A 15,381-nucleotide genomic window follows, 5' to 3' on the forward strand; every position below is an offset into this window, starting at 1 on the left:
CTTCCACCCGCCCATCATGCCCCAGCCCCATTCGCATCCGTGTTCCTGACTGGACCCGACCCCCGAAGAGGAGCCGAGCCCGATGACCGAGCTTTCCCCGCCCCCGGTGCTGCCCCGCGCGGCGCGCGTCGCCACCTGGACCGTGTTCGCGCTGTGCGGGTTCGCGGTCGGCATGTGGGTGGTGCACATCCCGGTGATCGAGCGCGCGACCGGCGTCTCGCACACCGCGCTCGGGGCGCTGCTGCTCGTGCTCGGCGGATCGGCGCTGGTCGGAATGCAGGTCACCGGGCCGCTCGCGGACCGGTTCGGGCATCCGCGCGTCGTGTCCGTCGCGGGGGTGCTCGTCGGGGTCGCGGTGGTGCTGCCGGGGTTCGCGGCGAACTGGTGGACGCTCGGGCTCGCGCTCGCGGCGTTCGGGTTCTTCAACGGTTCGCTGGACGTCGCGATGAACGCGCACGCAGTGGTCGTAGAACGCGCTTATCCGCGGCCGATCATGGCCGCCTTCCACGCGATGTGGTCGATCGGCGGTGCGATCGCGGCCGTCGTCGGCGCGGCAGTGCTGGGCGCGGGCGTGCCGGCGCTGGTGTCGCTCGGCGGTACCGGAGTCCTGTGCATCGTGGTTTCGCTGGTGGTCCGCCGGTACTTGCTCGACTCGTCGGAGGAGGCTGCGGAGGAAACCGCTGAGGAAGCCGAACCGACGCGTACGCCCGCGCGCGTGGTGTGGCTGCTGGGTCTGTTGGCCTTCGCGCTGATGCTGTCCGAGGGCGTCGCGAACGACTGGGCGGCGCTGTATCTCCGCGACGGGCTGGGGACGTCGGAAAGCACCGCCGCCCTGGCTTACGGCTCGTTCGCGGTGGCGATGACGGTCGGCCGGTTCGCGACCGACCGGGTCGCCGCGCTGGCCGGACCGGTCGCGGTGGTGCGCTACGGGAGCGGGCTCGCCGCGCTGGGGCTGGCGATCGCGTCGCTCGCGCCGTGGGTGCCGTTGTCGTTGTGCGGCTGGGCGTTGTTCGGGCTCGGGCTGTCCGGGGGCGTCCCGCAGTTGTTCACCGCGGCGGGCAACCTGGACAAACGCGCGTCGGGGGCGTTGATGGCGCGGGTGGTCGGAGTCGGGTACGTCGGGCTGCTGGCCGGTCCGGCGATCATCGGCGGGCTGGCGCACTGGGTGCCGCTGAACGTCGCGTTCCTGCTGCCCCTGGCATTGTGCGTGGTGGCGGTGGTGTTCGCGCCCGCGATGAAGCCGCGCGGCTGAGTCAGCGGGTGCAGGCCCGGGGCTGCAGTTTCTGGCCTCCGCCGGAAAGAACGATCGTCCCGGACGCTCCGCCGCCGCCCGCCGCGAGGATCGTGCAGACGATCTGCGCGACCGCGTTCGGCGACAATTCCCGGACGTTGACGCCGATCGCCGCCTCGTTCACCCCGATGGCGATCGGCTCGAACGACGGCGGAAGCTCCGTCGTGTAACCGCCCGCTCGTTCGTCCTCGTCCGGCCCTTGTTCCAGTGCCCGCACCCGGTCCGCGGCAACGTCGCCGACGCCGTTGCGCACCACCGGCACGACGGTCCCGTTCACCACGAAATACACCGTCGCGGTGTGCCCGATGTTCCCGTTCGGCGGCCCGCTGGGCGCGTTCTCGCCGGGGATCACGCCGCTGGGCCGCACCCCGCAGCCGCTCGCCAGCACCAAGACCGCGACCAGCGCCAGCAACCGCTTCGTCATCGCACCTCCCGGGGCAGCCACAACGTGAACACCGCACCGCCTTCGGGCCGGTTCCCGGCGACCAGTTCCCCGCGGTGCAAGCGCGCGTTCTCCCAGGCGATGGCGAGCCCGAGCCCGCTCCCTTCCGAACGGCTGCGAGCGGTGTCCGCCTTGTAGAACCGGGAAAACACGTGTGGAAGCACCTTCTCGTCCAGACCAGGGCCGGAGTCCTCGACGGCGAGCGTGATCCCCGCCTGGCCGCCCCGCAACCGCACGGTCACCGGCTCCGCGCCGTGCCGCAGCGCGTTGCCCACGAGATTGGCCACGATCACGTCGAGCCGACGCGGATCGACCCGCGCCCGGATCCCTTCCGGCAGGTCCGTCTCCACTGCGAAGCCTCGTGCTCGCAGGGTCGCCCGAACCGCCTCGGCGACATCGACGTCGTCCACCTCGAGCGAGGCGGTACCGGAGTCGAACCGGGTGACCTCGATCAGGTCGTTGACCAGCCGGGCGAGGTTGTGGGTTTCCTGGCTGACCAGCCGCACCGCCTCGCCCGCCGCGTCCGGCAGCCGCTTCGCTTCGGCGTCGAGCATGTCGGTGACCGCGGTCATCGCGGCGAGCGGAGTGCGCAGTTCGTGGGACACGTCGGCGACGAATCGCCGTGCGTCGGCTTCCATCCGGCGCAGTTCGCCGACGTGCCGTTGCAGCGAGTCGGCGGTCGAGTTGAACGTCTGGGCGACGCTGGCCAGTTCGTCGCTGCCGCGGACGGCGATCCGGGCGTCAAGGTCGCCCGCGCCGAGCCTGCGAGCCGCGCGTTGCAGCTCGCCGACCGGCCGCAACACGCTGCCGGCGGCCAGCACGGCGAGTATCAAGGCCACCACCAGCGCGGCGCCGCCCGCGAGCCACGCGTCCCTGGCGAGCCGGTTCACCGCGTCGATTTCCGGGTTGAGATCGCGCAGTTCGTAGACCTCGATCCCGGACGGGATCGTCGGATTCCGCCGGTCGCCGGTCGCGATCAGCAACTGCGCGCCCAGCACCAGCTGCGTCACTCCGCCGACATCCACGCGCTGCCACGCGACCCGGCCGGATTGCACGACCGCGCGCAGCTCCGGCGTGATCACCGAGGCGGGCATGTCGCCCGCGCTGTGGCCGCCGCTCGTCACCAGTGCGGAGGTCTTCCGGCCGTTGAGCCGCTCGGCGGCCGACTGCAGCGCACTCGTGTCCACAGGCTGCCGGGGGAGCGGATACAGCTGCTTGAGCTGGGTGGTCATCTCCGTGGCGGCGTTGTCCTGGGTGCGCTGCAGGATCCCGTTCCGGGCCTGCACGTAGCCGATCCCGGCGACGGCGAGCGCGGTGAACACGCTCAGCAGCGCGAACGCCACCAGCAACCGGGTGCGCAGCCCGCGCAGCCGCCAGCCGGTCACAGCGGCCCGAAGCGATAGCCGAAACCGCGCAGGGTCTGGACGTACACCGGTTTCGCGGGGTCGTCCTCGATCTTGGCGCGCAGCCGCTGCACGCACGCGTCGACGAGCCGCGAATCGCCGAGATAGCCCTGGTCCCATACGGATTCGAGCAGCTGCTGACGGCTGAGCACGCGACCGGGGGAGGAGGACAGCTCCAGCAGCAGCCGCAGTTCGGTCGGCGCGAGCCCGATCACCGTGCCGTGCTTGCTGACCACGAGGCCTTCGCGGTCGATCGTCAGGTCGCCGTGCCGTTCCGGGCCCGGTTTCGCGTCCGGGTTGCGCGGTTCGCCGCCGGTCCGGCGCAGCACCGCGCGGATGCGCGCCTCCAGCACGCGGGCCTGCGCGGGCTTCACGACGTAGTCGTCGGCTCCCGCTTCGAGCCCGGCCACCACGTCGATGTCGTCGTTGCGCGCGGTGAGCATGATGATCGGGAGATCGCCTGCCGCGCGGATGCGGCGGCAGACCTCGAAGCCGTCCATCCCGGGCAGCATGAGGTCGAGGACCACGACGTCGGCGGAGTCGCCGGCGAGCCGGGCGAGGCCTTCCTCGCCGGTCTCCACCGCGTCGACCGTGTGGCCCTGATACGTCAGGGCCAGCCGCAGGCCGTCGCGCACGGCCTGGTCGTCTTCGATCAGCAGCACCCTCGGCATGTCTCCCACTATCGCAGTCCGCCCGTCCGGCCGCCCGGACAGTCCACAGCGGACGGCCGGGCCCAGCCTGCCCGGCCCGGATCGCCGCCCGGTGCGTGCCGTGTCATCGTTCGGTAACAGCACCGCCGCGGCGAACTGTTACAGAGCTGTCAAACTCCGGGCGCAGTGCGCGCACACTGGGGCCCGAAAGTGGACCCCATGATCGAGTCGCTTCGCCGGCCCCGGGTCCTCGCGACCGTCACCCGTCTCCTGGCGGTGGCGCTGCTCCCGGCGGCGTTCCTGCGTTCGCCCGGCCGCGGCCGTTACCTGGCCTGCCAGTGGGCGCTCGCGACGCGCTATCCGGCCGAGGACCTCGCGGGCCTCAGCGAATCGGCCCGCGCGGCGTTCACCGCGGCGCGCGCCGAGGCGTTCTGGCGGGATCGCCAGCTCATCGGACTCACCTCCGGCCACCGCGACGCCGCCCATCAGCACCGGCTGTTCGCCGAAGAGGTGCACCGCACCGGCTCCGTCGCCGCGGCCCGGCGTCGAGTGCTGCCGCCGCACGAATCGGCCCACGTCCGCGGCACGGCGCTCGACGTGCGCCCGAGCGAGGGCGCGGCGTGGCTGGAGCGGCACGGGGCGGAGTACCGGCTGTATCGCCGCTACGACAACGAATGGTGGCATTTCGAGTACCACGCGGACACCGTGCCGATGCGGTTGCCGAACCCGGACGCGTCGCGCCCGCCGTCGATGGCCCGAGCGGCCAGTTAGGGTGATTTCCTTTTTGCGGCACGGGATTCCAGGTACCGTCGTTCGGGAACGCTGAGAGTTTTCCGTGCCGCTGAACGGTAATAGACCCGGGCTTGCCCGGGCTCGCCCGCCAGGTCGAGCAGGTGCGCGCGCACCACGTCGACGCGATGATGCTCGTCCAGCCCGGCGATCTCGTCGAGCTGCCGCAACCCCTCGCGGGCGCCGTGGACCATCGCGACCGGGACGATCCGGTTCAGCGCCGCGACCGGACTCGGCGCGAGGGCGAGCAGCAGGTCGTAGAGGGCGAGGATCTGCGGCCAGTCGGTGTCCTCGGCGCGGGCTGCCTCGTCGTGCACCGCGGCGATCGCGGCCTCGAGCTGATACGGCCCGAGCTGGGCGGTGACCAGGGTTTTCCCGATCAGGTCGAGCCCTTCGGCGATCACGGCGGCGTCCCACAGCGTGCGGTCCTGTTCGGCCAGCGGCACGGCGGCGCCGTCCGGCCGGGTCCGCGCGGGCCGCCGGGCGTCGCTGAGCAGCATGAGCGCCAGCAGCCCGGCGACCTCGCCGTCGTCGGGAACCTGCGTGTGCAGCTGCCGGGTCAGCCGGATCGCCTCGGCGGTCAGCTCGACCCGGTTGACCGCGGTTCCGGAGCTGGCGGTGTGCCCCTCGGTGAAGATCAGGTACAGCACCTGCAGCACCGCGGTCATCCGCTCGGCCCGTTCGCCCGGCGGCGGCATCCGGAACCGGGCCCCGCTGAGCCGTTTCTTCGCCCGGTTGATCCGCTGGCTCACGGTCTTCTCCGGAACCAGCAGCGCCCGGCCGATCTCCGCGGTGGTGAGGCCGCCGACCGCGCGCAGCGTCAACGCGAGCTGAGACGGCTTGCCGAGTTCGGGATGACAGCACAGCATCAGCAGGGTCAGCGTGTCGTCCTCGGCCGGAGCGAATTCCGGCTGCGGCACCGCCAGCCCGGCGGCCGTGTGCTCCCGCTGCCGACGAGCGGACTCGCTGCGCTCGATGTCGATGCGCCGGCGCGCGGCCGCGGTGATCAGCCAGCTTCTGGGGTTGTCCGGCAGGCCCTGTTCCGGCCATTTCACCGCGGCGGACAGCAGCGCTTCCTGCACCGCGTCCTCGCAAAGCGCGAAGTCGCCGAACCGGCGGCAGACGGCGGTGAGCACCTGCGGCGCGAGGTCGCGCAGGAGCTGCTCGAAGCCGGGCGGGGGAGTCAGAGATCCAGCTCTTTCACGTTGCGGAGCGGCCGGACCTCGACCTTGCCATACACCGCGTCCGGCACCCGCGCGGCGTGTTCCAGCGCCCGTTCCATGCTCTCGCATTCGACCAGGTAGAAGCCGACCAGATGCTCCTTGACCTCGGCGAACGGACCGTCGCTCGGCACCGCCTTGCCGTCCTGCACGGTGACGCACTTGGCCTCGGCGGGATCGGCGAGCCCGTCGCTGAGCACCAGTTCGCCGGACTCCTCGAGCGCCCGGGCGAGCGCGAGATGGCTACGGCCGAACTCGGCCTTCTTCTCGTCCGGCATCTCCTCCCAGAGCGCCCGGAACCGCGGATTGCTGTGGATCATGATCAAGTACCGCACGACGGCCCCCTTCGAAATTTTTCGCCGCCGGTGTCGCCTCGCGGATTCCGGCTCCGACGTCCCCCGTGCACATGTCAGCTGAAGAAGGAGCATAGCCGTGCGGAAGATCGTGGCCGGACTGTCGGTTTCGCTGGACGGGGTGACCGAGTCGCCGCCGGACTGGATGACGCTGAACCACGAGGCGGACGAGGTGATCCGCGCCGGCATCGCCGAATCGGACGCCGTCCTGCTCGGCCGGAACACCTACGCGGACTTCGCCCGGATGTGGCCGGGCCTGGGCGACTCGTCACCGATGGCCGCGTTCCTGAACAACACCCCGAAGTACGTCGTCTCGAGCACGCTCACCGAAGTGGGCTGGCGCGGTTCGACGCTGCTCGGCCCTGATCTGGCGGCTGAGCTGAACTCGTTGAAAAGCAAGCCGGGCAAGAACATCCACATTCCCGGCAGCCCCCGGCTGGTGCGGTCGCTGCTGCCGGCGGGTTTGCTCGACGAGCTGAACCTGCTGATCCACCCGATCGTGCTCGGCTCGGGCGCGCGGCTGTTCCCGGAGGCTTCTTCCCGTGCCGACCTCGAACTCGTCGCTTCCCGGACGTTCGGCAACGGCGTCCTCTCCGTCACTTACCGGCCGGCGATTCTCTGAGACCTCCAGGAGGAAAAATGTTCGACACCAGCAAGGCATTCAGCGGTTTCTCCGTGGACGACATCCCGGCCGCGCGGACGTTCTACGCCGAGACGCTCGGCATCGAGGTCGCCGAAAGCTGGGGGATGCTGCGGCTGCGTCTCGCCGAAGGACGCGAAGTGCTCGTCTACCCGAAGGGCGACAAGCACGTTCCGGCCGAGTACACCGTTCTCAACTTCCCGGTGGACGACATCGACCAGGCGGTCGCGGACCTCGGCGCGGCCGGGGTTTCCTTCGAACCGTTCGACGGCGTCGACGAAAAGGGCGTCTTCCGGCTCGGCGGTCCGCTGATCGCGTGGTTCCGCGATCCAGCGGGGAATATTCTTTCGGTCCTCCAGGAAAACTGAGGACGGGACCGCAAAACTGAAGATGCCGGAGCGTGCGCCCGGATGAGAAGTTGGAGGCATGACACCAGTTTCGGGGCCGGCTCGCACGAGCTGGCGGGGAGTGCTCGCGCTGGCGGCGGCGATCGTCGTGGCCGCTTCGGCCGTGGGATTCTTCCGGGCTTTCCAGCTGCCCGGAATGGATGCGACGGGCCCGATGGATTCGATGGTTTCACCGGGTCCGACGGGTTCGACGGCTGACCGGCGATTGCACGGCATGGCGCTTGCCGACATGCCGGAAATGTTCGTCGCCGGCGCGGCCTTGCTCCTCGCGCTCGGAGCCGCGCTGGTCCTCGGCCGGACGCGGCACAGCGGTGCCCCGGGTGTGCCGGTTGCCCCGGTTGTCGTGCCGCAGCCGACGGTCCGGGGAAGGCGGACGACCGCGATGGTCGCCACCGCCGCGCTGACGATCGACATCAGCAAGACGTCGACGCTGGGGTTCGTCATCCCCGGCCTGCGCACGGAATACGGCATCGACGCTTCGACCGCGTCGCTGCTGGCGGTGAGCGGGCTGTCCGGCACCGCGCTGGGCGCGTTGCTGTGCAGCAGGCTCGCCGAACGCATCGGCCGCCGGGCCTGTTACCTGCTCGCCACACTCGGGTTCACCGCCACCAGCATGTGCGGCACCATGCCGGATTTCCGCGGCAACGTGGTGATGTGCTTCCTGATGGGCATCGCCGTAGGCGGGCTGGCTCCGATGCTGATCACCGTGCTCAGCGACCTTTTCCCCGGTCCGGGCAGGGGAGCGGCGGTGACCGGCCTGTCGATCGTCGCGACCGCGATCGGTTACCTGGTCGCGTCCGGTTCCGCGCTGTGGCTGGAGCCCGTGTTCGGCTGGCGGGTGCTGTGGCTCATCGGCGCACCGACCGGCCTGCTGCTGGCCGCCGCCGCTGCCGTCATCCCGGACCGACGAAGCACCCGGGCACCTGGTGGGCCGGCGGACGACTGGCTGGCCCGGAACACTCTCACGACCCGGCTGCAATGGGTGTTCGCCTTCTCGATCGGCTTGACCACATTCGGCCTGACGACCTGGGTACCGACCCTGTCCCGCGTCGGCGGTCTCTCGCTGACCACGGCGAACGCCCTCCTGACGGGCTCGGCGGTGGCGATGGTGCTGTGCGCGGGACTGCTGGTCCTCGGCTACCGCCGCTTCGGCCCAACCGGCGTCACCGTGCGGCTCGCCGTCTGCACCGCGGTGCTGCTGCTGGCACTCGCGGTGTCCGGATGGGCGGTCGCCGCACCATGGCTGTCGGCCGCAGTGCTGACGGTCGCCTTGCTGGGCGTCAACACCATGGCCGCGGTGTTCCTGCCAGTCGCCGCTGATGTGGCCGACGACCGGTCGCGCGGGCGGGCCGCGGGTTCGGTGTCGTTTTTCAACCGGTTGGGCGGGCTGGCTGGGCCGTTGGTGCTTTCGCTGCTGGTGACGTCAGTGTCCGAGGTGCTGTGGTCGGGCGCGATGCTGGCCCTGTTGTGCGGTTCGGTCGCGGCTTACACGAGCCGTCGGCAACGGGTGCTGCGCAAGGCCGGAGCGGGGTGATCGCCAGACCCCGCCCGCTTCTGTCCACAGTGGTCAGAACCGCCGGGCGAACGGCAGCGGGCGGCGCATCCGCACCAGCAGCAGCAACGGAATCAGCACGTAGGGGAGGTTGAACGCGAGGAACTTGCCCGGGTTGCCGGTGCGGGTCGCCGGGTCGCCGAAGAACTCGACGCCGAACACGACGATCCCGGTGAGCGTGACGATCATCGTCGCGTAGACCACCGCGAACAGCTGGATCCCGTTGCGGCCCGCGACGAGGCACCAGACGAGCACGACGTAGAACGGGAGGTAGACGAACGCCGAGAGCCCGGTGACGATCCGCATCCAGTCCGGCGGGTGCATGAACAGCGGGTCGGCGTCGTGGGCGTACCAGTAGTTGGAGTCGACGAAGAAGTTGCCGGTCGGCCGCGAGAAGTCGACGCCGATCGTCGGCAGCAGGTCGCTGATCAGGGACGTTACCGTGAACGCCGAGAAGATCACCGCGAAGAACAGGTCGATCTTGCGCTCGCGCAGGGGCAGGTTCGCCGTCGTGGTGCCCATCGGCGGATTGTAGGGCGTCGCACCGGCGATCTCGGCAGTACAGTCGCGGTCATGAACGCGTTCCAGGTGTGCCTCTGGGTGTTCGCGGGCGTGTGCGCCGGCTGCTGGCTGCTGTCGGTGCTCACCAGGGAGTACTCCTGGGTGGACCGGATCTGGTCGGTCGTCCCCGTGGCCTACACCGGGATCTTCGCCGGGCACGCGGGGTTCGCGGACGCCAGGCTGGACCTGCTGTTCGCGCTCGTGTTCCTGTGGGGCGCGCGGCTGACGTTCAACTACGGCCGCAAGGGCGGCTACGCCCCCGGCGGCGAGGACTACCGCTGGGCGGTGCTGCGCGGCCGGATGGCTCCGTGGCAGTTCCAGCTGTTCAACCTCTTCTTCATCACGCTCTACCAGAACGTGATCCTGCTGCTCATCACGCTTCCCGCGTGGACCGCGCTGGACCATCGGACCCCGCTGGGCGCCGCCGACATCGTGCTGGCCGTCGCGTTCGTGGCCTGCCTGGCCGGCGAGACGATCGCGGACCAGCAGCAGTGGAACTTCCACCAGTGGAAGAAGCGCGAGACGGCCGCCGGGCGCATCCCCGAACCGCGGTTCGCGCAGACCGGGCTCTTCCGGTTTTCCCGCCACCCCAACTTCTTCTTCGAGCAAGCGCAGTGGTGGCTGGTGTTCCTGATCGGAGTCTCCGCGGCCGGCGCGGTCACCTGGACGATCGCCGGCGCGGTCCTGCTGACGGCGCTGTTCGCCGGTTCGACGATCTTCACCGAGAGCATCACGCTCGGCCGCTACCCGGAGTACGCCGACTACCAGCGGCGAGTTTCGCCGATCGTGCCGTGGTTCCCGTGCCGGGCCGACCGCCGCGGAAGCGCCGTGGGGTCCACTTCGGACTGAGCGCTGCCCGTTATGTGACCGTCCTCACGTCAATGCCGTGAACCTCCCCGCTGTCCGATGAGTCGGAAGGGATACCGTTCGCCCGGTAGGGTCACGGTTCACACGACTGGGGGTAGTTTCATGATCGGTTTCGAAACCGACCTCGACGACCTGCGCAAGGCGAGCGGGTTCGTCGCGGCCGCCGGGGACGCGGCGGAGACCGCGCGCGGCGGCGTGCGCAGGCTGGACCTGCCCGACGCGGTCGGCCCGGCCGCCATCATCGGTTCGATCGACCTGTTCGGCGGCGGCCCGACCACCGCGTTCGGCGGATCGCTCGGCATGCCCAAGGTCGCGGCGGCGTACGAGAACCACCGCGCGAAGGTGGAGGAAGCGCTCGCGAAGCTGGCCTTCACGACGCATCAGGCGAGCGAAGCGCTCAAGCGCGTGGCGGAGCTGTACGAGGCGTCGGACGCCGAGTCGCAGTCCGCGGTGCGGCGCGCGGGCGGAGAGGTGCGCTGACGTGAGCGAGCAGGAAGACTACTTCGGGCTCAGCGGCGGCTCGGACGGCCGTCCGCGTTCGGAACTGCTCGAAGGCATCAGCGAGGATCTGCACAAGGGCGCCAACGACGCGCTCGACGGGATGGAATTCCTGCGCTACGCGGAGTTCTTCAAGTTCTCCATGGCGAACGAGCTGTACGAGGCGTACCAGGACAAGATCACCGAGGTCTTCCGGGAGTTCTCCGAGGCCGACCTCAAGGACACCGGCGGCGGCCTGCAGTCGATGATCAACTCGTACGAGCCGGTGTGGAAGAACCTCAGCCGCGGGTCGATCACCGAACTGCGCCGGGCGAAGGAACTGCTGGGCTCGTGGCGCGGCAACGCGGCCGAGGACGTCAAGACCTACCTCGACCGGCTGTCGGAGACCTACGAGGCGCTCGCCGCCGAGATCACCGTCGTGGAAAGCGACATCGTCGCCGCCCGCGACGGCGTGTGGGCGGCGCGGGAGGACCTCAGCTCGCTCGCGCTGACGTTCCGGGAAACCGCGGAGAAGTACCAGAAGGCGAAAGCCAAGGAGGGCGAAATCTCCTGGTCGAAGGTGGCGACGGTGGCCTTCACCGGCGCGCTGATCGGGATGCTCGCCGTGGTCGCCACCCCGGGAGGGGCCGCCGCCGCGGCGGGCGGGCTGTCGATGAGCGCGGTCGGAGCACAGGCCGCGGTCGCCGGCGCGGGAGCCGGGCTCACCGAGGTGACCGCGCAGGCCTCGGCGAAGGTCGAAGGCGACAACGCGGACGACATCTTCGAGAGCTTCCTCAGCGGTGCGGACAAGATCCGCTCGCACATGCGGGAGTCGGCGAGCCGGCTGGCGGACAAGATCCACGAGAAGTCGGTCAACCTGCCCCCGGTGCCGAACCCGCCCGACGTGAGCCCCGGCGATTCGTTCGACCCGGGCAACTTCGAGACCTCGAACACCCCGAAGGGCACCGAAAAGCGGGTCCGGGACCGCAACGTCGACATCGCACCGGACGGTTCGGTGTCGCAGCCGATGTCGCCGTCCGCGATGGACTGACGTGGCCGGTCCGGAAGAACTGATCCAAGCTCTGTCCGCGTTGTCGGTCGAGGCGTCCTCGCCCGGCAACGCGGTCACCGCCACGGTCAACACCGACGGTGTCCTCACTGGACTGAAACTGTCCGGCACAGTACGGAATCTGCCGCCGGACGAGCTCGCCGCGCTAGTCCTGCGCACGTACGCCGAAGCGCAACGGGAATCAGCGAACCGCACTGCGGCGCTGCTGGCTCCGCTCGGCACCCGCGGCTTCGTGATGGACCGCTTGAAGTGGCGGGCCGGATTCGAGCCTGACCTCGCCCCCGCGACTCCGGCCCCTCGGCGACCCGCTCCGCCCGCTGAGACGGTACCGCCTGCTGCGCCTAGCCAGCCGAAACCCGTTGCTGCACCGGAAAAGCCTGCGGCACCTCGGCAAACCGCGGCCGGATCCGTCGTGCAGGGCGAGGGCGACTACCTCCGCAACCGCACCGCCGACCCCGAACTTCCTGCGGAACCGGAGCGCCCGGTGAGCGACGAAGACTGGTACGAGGCTGGCGTCCGGTTCGATGAGGCGTGGTAGCCGTTCGGGCGAGGGTGTTTTCGTCGCCGGGCGGTTTGTGCGGGGCGGGCAGTGCGGCGGTGTCGGCTGATGCTCCGGGGGTGCCGGAGTGTCCGGTGGGCTACGGAGCTGGCGTGCGCTTCGATGAGGCGTGGTAGCCGCTCAGCCGAGCGTGCCTTCGTCGCCGAGCAGCTTGCGCAACCCGGGCAGCACGGCGGAAAGGTCCTTCCCAGTACGGAAAGCGACCACCGTCGTCTCCGCCTCTCCGGTGTTGCCGAACAACGCAACCGTGTCCGCCATCGCGGCGTCGAAGGCCGCCTCCGGGTCCGTCGCCTGTCCGCGCAGCCATCGCCGCAGGACGTGGTTGTGCGCTGTCACCACCGCGGCCGCCATGAGTTCGGCGCGCAGCGCGGTTTCCTCGCCGCCGCCCATCCAGCGGTGCACGAATTCCTGGAACAGCCGCTGATACTGCCGCGTGCCCGCGATTTCCCGCGCTCGTAGTGCGGGCACGCTGCGGGTGAGCCGGTAGCGCGCCAGCGCCAGCTCGCCCTCCGCGACGTAATGCCGCAGCACGAGGCGCGCGGCTTCGGTGACCGCGACGGTCGCGGTGCGCGGGTCGGATCCGGCCAGCCGGGCCTCGATCGCGCTCAGCAGGACCTCGTGGTCCGGGAAGATCACGTCCTCTTTGGACCGGAACGCGCGGAAGAACGTGCTGCGCCCGACGCCTGCCCGGTCGGTGATGTCGTCCACCGTCGTCTGGTCGTAGCCGCGCTCCTCGAACAGCGCGAACGCGGCCTCGGTCAGCCGCTGCTTTGCCGGTTTCGCGGGCATCGGGCCACCTTTCGCACGCACGCTGCGGCCAGCCTAATCGGCCGCGGCTCCCCGGGAGCAGGGTGAGGTGGGCCACCCCGCTCTCGCCTACTCGCCGGTACTGAGTACCGTTATCATGAAACCAAGTACCGGAGGGATGGGTGAGGCACGTGGAGCTCGTCGGCGTGGTCGGCTGCGGCCAGATGGGGGCGGGGATCGCCGAGGTGTGCGCCCGGGCCGGCCTGGACGTCGTGGCGGTCGAATCGAGCCGGGCGGCCGCCGACGCGGGCCGGGCGCGGCTGGAGGCGTCGCTGGGGCGGGCCGAGCGCAAGGGCAAGATCGCGTCCGCGGCCGGCGTGCTGGAGCGGATCCGGATCACCGAGAACCTCGACGACCTTGCCGACCGCACGCTCGTCGTCGAGGCGATCGTCGAGAACGAGGCGGTCAAGGCGGAGCTGTTCGCGAAGCTGGACAAGATCGTCGCCGCGCCGGACGCGGTGCTCGCGTCCAACACGTCGTCGATCCCGATCATGAAGCTCGGCACCGCGACCGAGCGTCCCGCGCAGGTCCTCGGCATCCACTTCTTCAACCCGGTCCCGGTGCTGCCGCTGGTCGAACTGGTGCCGAGCCTGCTCACCGGCGACGAGACCACCGACCGCGCGCGCAAGTTCGCCGAGGAGACTCTCGGCAAGCACGCCATCCTGTGCCAGGACCGCGCCGGATTCGTGGTGAACGCGCTGCTGATCCCGTTCATTCTCGCCGCGGTGCGCATGCTGGAGTCGGGTTTCGCGACGAAGGAAGCCATCGACGAGGGTCTCGTGCGCGGTGCCGCGCACCCGCAGGGCCCGCTCGCGCTGGCCGACCTGATCGGCCTGGACACCACGAAGGCGGTCGCGGAATCGCTGTACGAGGAGTTCAAGGAGCCGCTGTACGCGCCGCCGCCGCTGCTGGCCCGCATGGTCGACGCCGGCCTGCTGGGCCGCAAAACCGGCCGCGGCTTCTACACCTACTGAGTTCCGGCGAGGAGAATCCGATGAGCTTCGACCTGTTCAAGATCAACGAAGACCACGAAGCGATCCGCGAGGCCGTGCGCGCGGTCGCCGAAGAGCAGATCGCCCCGCACGCCGCGGAGGCCGACGAGCGCGAAGAATTCCCCAAGGCGTCCTACGACGCATTGGTCGCCTCGGACTTCCACGCCCCGCACGTCCCGGAGCAGTACGGCGGCGCCGGTGCCGACGCGCTGGCCACCTGCATCGTGATCGAGGAAGTGGCGCGCGTGTGCGCTTCGTCCTCGCTCATCCCCGCGGTGAACAAACTCGGCAGCATGCCGCTGATCCTGGCCGCGAACGAGGACGTCAAGGCGAAGTACCTGCCCCCGCTGGCGTCGGGCGAAGCAGGATTCTCGTATGGACTGTCCGAACGCGACGCAGGATCGGACACCGCCTCGATGCGGTGCCGTGCCACCCCTTCCGGCGATGACTGGATCCTGAATGGACAGAAGTCCTGGATCACCAACGCAGGCTTCTCCGAGTACTACACGGTTCTGGCGGTAACCGACCCCGACGGTCGCCGCGGAGCCAACGTGAGCGCCTTCGTCGTCGAGAAGTCCGACCCGGGCTTTTCCTTCGGTGCCAAGGAAAAGAAACTGGGCATCAAGGGCTCGCCGACGCGTGAACTGCTGTTCGACCAGGTCCGCATCCCGGGCGACCGCATGGTCGGCGAGCCGGGCCAGGGCCTGAAAATCGCGCTGAAGACGCTCGACCACACCCGGGTGACGATCGCCGCGCAGGCCGTCGGCATCGCGCAGGGCGCGCTGGACCACGCGCTGGGGTACGTCAAGGAGCGCAAGCAGTTCGGCAAGCACATCGCGGATTTCCAGGGAATCCAGTTCATGCTGGCGGACATGGCGATGGCAGTCGAGACGGCGCGCCAGATGGTGTACACCGCTGCCGCGAAGTCCGAACGCGGCGATGACGACCTGTCGTTCTTCGGCGCGGCGGCCAAGTGCCACGCGTCGGATGTGGCGATGAGCGTGACCACGGATGCGGTCCAGCTGCTGGGCGGGTACGGGTACACGCGCGACTTCCCGCTGGAGCGCATGATGCGGGACGCGAAGATCACCCAGATTTACGAGGGCACGAACCAGATCCAGCGCCTGGTGATGGCTCGGCAGTTGCTGAAGGGCTGAGATCCTTCGGGCTTTGGTTTCGCGTTCTTGAGCGGCGCGGTGATCTGCAGGGAGCGCAAGTACGTGAGGGGAACCCCAGGGAATCGGATTCCCTCAGGGTTCCCCTCACGTGCTTCACCGGTGCCCCGCAACTCGGCCGGTGCCG

General features: G+C 69.8%; 18 protein-coding genes. 11 read left to right on the forward strand and 7 right to left on the reverse strand.

Annotated elements, in window-relative coordinates:
• Window positions 1–82 precede the first annotated feature (82 nt).
• Complete coding sequence (locus tag L3Q65_RS05535; RefSeq protein WP_237598946.1) at window positions 83–1,252, forward strand: MFS transporter; 1,170 nt, start codon at window positions 83–85, stop codon at window positions 1,250–1,252.
• Window position 1,253: 1 nt separating this feature from the next.
• Here L3Q65_RS05535 and L3Q65_RS05540 read toward each other — a convergent pair whose 3' ends face one another.
• The 3 genes from L3Q65_RS05540 to L3Q65_RS05550 are packed head-to-tail and all read right to left on the reverse strand — an operon-like array spanning window position 1,254 to window position 3,807.
• Window positions 1,254–1,715, reverse strand: coding sequence for a hypothetical protein (locus tag L3Q65_RS05540; protein WP_220507331.1), 462 nt, complete (start codon window positions 1,713–1,715; stop codon window positions 1,254–1,256).
• Window positions 1,712–3,118, reverse strand: coding sequence for a HAMP domain-containing sensor histidine kinase (locus L3Q65_RS05545; RefSeq protein ID WP_182892044.1), 1,407 nt, complete (start codon window positions 3,116–3,118; stop codon window positions 1,712–1,714). Before L3Q65_RS05545 ends, L3Q65_RS05540 begins: the two co-directional genes overlap by 4 nt.
• On the reverse strand, window positions 3,115–3,807 hold the full coding sequence (locus tag L3Q65_RS05550; RefSeq protein ID WP_182892043.1) for a response regulator transcription factor: 693 nt from the start codon (window positions 3,805–3,807) through the stop codon (window positions 3,115–3,117). The genes L3Q65_RS05545 and L3Q65_RS05550 overlap by 4 nt, the downstream gene beginning before the upstream one ends.
• 198 nt (window positions 3,808–4,005) lie before the next feature.
• On the opposite strand from L3Q65_RS05550, the gene L3Q65_RS05555 reads away from it, so the two are divergent.
• Window positions 4,006–4,557 carry a D-alanyl-D-alanine carboxypeptidase family protein gene (locus tag L3Q65_RS05555; protein WP_182892042.1) on the forward strand — a complete coding sequence of 184 codons (552 nt, stop codon included), beginning with the start codon at window positions 4,006–4,008 and terminating at the stop codon, window positions 4,555–4,557.
• On the opposite strand, the gene L3Q65_RS05560 is transcribed toward L3Q65_RS05555, so the two are convergent.
• Both L3Q65_RS05560 and L3Q65_RS05565 read right to left on the reverse strand, forming a co-directional pair.
• Window positions 4,554–5,711 (reverse strand): RNA polymerase sigma factor, encoded by a 1,158-nt coding sequence (locus L3Q65_RS05560; protein WP_237598947.1) that lies wholly within the window; start codon window positions 5,709–5,711, stop codon window positions 4,554–4,556. The genes L3Q65_RS05555 and L3Q65_RS05560 overlap by 4 nt on opposite strands.
• Before the next feature lie 47 nt (window positions 5,712–5,758).
• Window positions 5,759–6,130, reverse strand: a complete 372-nt coding sequence (locus L3Q65_RS05565; RefSeq protein ID WP_182892041.1) for a YciI family protein — start codon at window positions 6,128–6,130, stop codon at window positions 5,759–5,761.
• A 97-nt stretch (window positions 6,131–6,227) separates the two neighbouring features.
• Between L3Q65_RS05565 and L3Q65_RS05570 the strand changes: the two genes are divergently transcribed.
• The 3 genes from L3Q65_RS05570 to L3Q65_RS05580 are packed head-to-tail and all read left to right on the forward strand — an operon-like array spanning window position 6,228 to window position 8,729.
• Window positions 6,228–6,770: a dihydrofolate reductase family protein gene (locus L3Q65_RS05570; protein ID WP_182892040.1), complete on the forward strand. Its 543-nt coding sequence runs from the start codon at window positions 6,228–6,230 to the stop codon at window positions 6,768–6,770.
• 17 nt (window positions 6,771–6,787) lie between these two features.
• Complete coding sequence (locus tag L3Q65_RS05575; RefSeq protein WP_182892039.1) at window positions 6,788–7,156, forward strand: VOC family protein; 369 nt, start codon at window positions 6,788–6,790, stop codon at window positions 7,154–7,156.
• Window positions 7,157–7,214: 58 nt separating this feature from the next.
• Window positions 7,215–8,729 carry an MFS transporter gene (locus tag L3Q65_RS05580; protein ID WP_237598948.1) on the forward strand — a complete coding sequence of 505 codons (1,515 nt, stop codon included), beginning with the start codon at window positions 7,215–7,217 and terminating at the stop codon, window positions 8,727–8,729.
• A 33-nt stretch (window positions 8,730–8,762) separates the two neighbouring features.
• Here L3Q65_RS05580 and L3Q65_RS05585 read toward each other — a convergent pair whose 3' ends face one another.
• On the reverse strand, window positions 8,763–9,269 hold the full coding sequence (locus L3Q65_RS05585) for an emopamil-binding family protein (protein ID WP_182892037.1): 507 nt from the start codon (window positions 9,267–9,269) through the stop codon (window positions 8,763–8,765).
• Between the two features lie 51 nt (window positions 9,270–9,320).
• Here L3Q65_RS05585 and L3Q65_RS05590 point away from each other — a divergent pair, with 51 nt between their 5' ends.
• From L3Q65_RS05590 to L3Q65_RS05605, 4 genes are all read left to right on the forward strand, one after another.
• Window positions 9,321–10,157, forward strand: a complete 837-nt coding sequence (locus tag L3Q65_RS05590) for a DUF1295 domain-containing protein (RefSeq protein ID WP_237598949.1) — start codon at window positions 9,321–9,323, stop codon at window positions 10,155–10,157.
• Window positions 10,158–10,277: 120 nt separating this feature from the next.
• Complete coding sequence (locus tag L3Q65_RS05595; protein WP_220507328.1) at window positions 10,278–10,655, forward strand: hypothetical protein; 378 nt, start codon at window positions 10,278–10,280, stop codon at window positions 10,653–10,655.
• 1 nt (window position 10,656) lies between these two features.
• Window positions 10,657–11,703: a hypothetical protein gene (locus tag L3Q65_RS05600; RefSeq protein WP_182892034.1), complete on the forward strand. Its 1,047-nt coding sequence runs from the start codon at window positions 10,657–10,659 to the stop codon at window positions 11,701–11,703.
• 1 nt (window position 11,704) lies between these two features.
• Window positions 11,705–12,259 (forward strand): YbaB/EbfC family nucleoid-associated protein, encoded by a 555-nt coding sequence (locus L3Q65_RS05605; protein WP_182892033.1) that lies wholly within the window; start codon window positions 11,705–11,707, stop codon window positions 12,257–12,259.
• A gap of 141 nt (window positions 12,260–12,400) precedes the next feature.
• On the opposite strand, the gene L3Q65_RS05610 is transcribed toward L3Q65_RS05605, so the two are convergent.
• Window positions 12,401–13,069 (reverse strand): TetR/AcrR family transcriptional regulator, encoded by a 669-nt coding sequence (locus tag L3Q65_RS05610; protein WP_182892032.1) that lies wholly within the window; start codon window positions 13,067–13,069, stop codon window positions 12,401–12,403.
• 140 nt (window positions 13,070–13,209) lie between these two features.
• On the opposite strand from L3Q65_RS05610, the gene L3Q65_RS05615 reads away from it, so the two are divergent.
• Complete coding sequence (locus L3Q65_RS05615; RefSeq protein WP_370648174.1) at window positions 13,210–14,061, forward strand: 3-hydroxybutyryl-CoA dehydrogenase; 852 nt, start codon at window positions 13,210–13,212, stop codon at window positions 14,059–14,061.
• Between the two features lie 20 nt (window positions 14,062–14,081).
• Window positions 14,082–15,236 (forward strand): acyl-CoA dehydrogenase family protein, encoded by a 1,155-nt coding sequence (locus L3Q65_RS05620; RefSeq protein WP_182892031.1) that lies wholly within the window; start codon window positions 14,082–14,084, stop codon window positions 15,234–15,236.
• Window positions 15,237–15,381 lie beyond the last annotated feature (145 nt).

It is taken from the genome of Amycolatopsis sp. FU40, assembly GCF_021903635.1.
Lineage (GTDB): Bacteria > Actinomycetota > Actinomycetes > Mycobacteriales > Pseudonocardiaceae > Amycolatopsis > Amycolatopsis dendrobii.

Excerpts from the sequence above, each read along its gene's own strand:
- L3Q65_RS05535 (WP_237598946.1), top strand. The coding sequence starts at position 83 with ATGACCGAGCTTTCCCCGCCCCCGGTGCTGCCCCGCGCGGCGCGCGTC.
- L3Q65_RS05540 (WP_220507331.1), bottom strand. The coding sequence starts at position 1,715 with ATGACGAAGCGGTTGCTGGCGCTGGTCGCGGTCTTGGTGCTGGCGAGC.
- L3Q65_RS05550 (WP_182892043.1), bottom strand. The coding sequence starts at position 3,807 with ATGCCGAGGGTGCTGCTGATCGAAGACGACCAGGCCGTGCGCGACGGC.
- L3Q65_RS05555 (WP_182892042.1), top strand. The coding sequence starts at position 4,006 with ATGATCGAGTCGCTTCGCCGGCCCCGGGTCCTCGCGACCGTCACCCGT.
- L3Q65_RS05575 (WP_182892039.1), top strand. The coding sequence starts at position 6,788 with ATGTTCGACACCAGCAAGGCATTCAGCGGTTTCTCCGTGGACGACATC.
- L3Q65_RS05580 (WP_237598948.1), top strand. The coding sequence starts at position 7,215 with ATGACACCAGTTTCGGGGCCGGCTCGCACGAGCTGGCGGGGAGTGCTC.
- L3Q65_RS05585 (WP_182892037.1), bottom strand. The coding sequence starts at position 9,269 with ATGGGCACCACGACGGCGAACCTGCCCCTGCGCGAGCGCAAGATCGAC.
- L3Q65_RS05590 (WP_237598949.1), top strand. The coding sequence starts at position 9,321 with ATGAACGCGTTCCAGGTGTGCCTCTGGGTGTTCGCGGGCGTGTGCGCC.
- L3Q65_RS05595 (WP_220507328.1), top strand. The coding sequence starts at position 10,278 with ATGATCGGTTTCGAAACCGACCTCGACGACCTGCGCAAGGCGAGCGGG.
- L3Q65_RS05610 (WP_182892032.1), bottom strand. The coding sequence starts at position 13,069 with ATGCCCGCGAAACCGGCAAAGCAGCGGCTGACCGAGGCCGCGTTCGCG.
- L3Q65_RS05620 (WP_182892031.1), top strand. The coding sequence starts at position 14,082 with ATGAGCTTCGACCTGTTCAAGATCAACGAAGACCACGAAGCGATCCGC.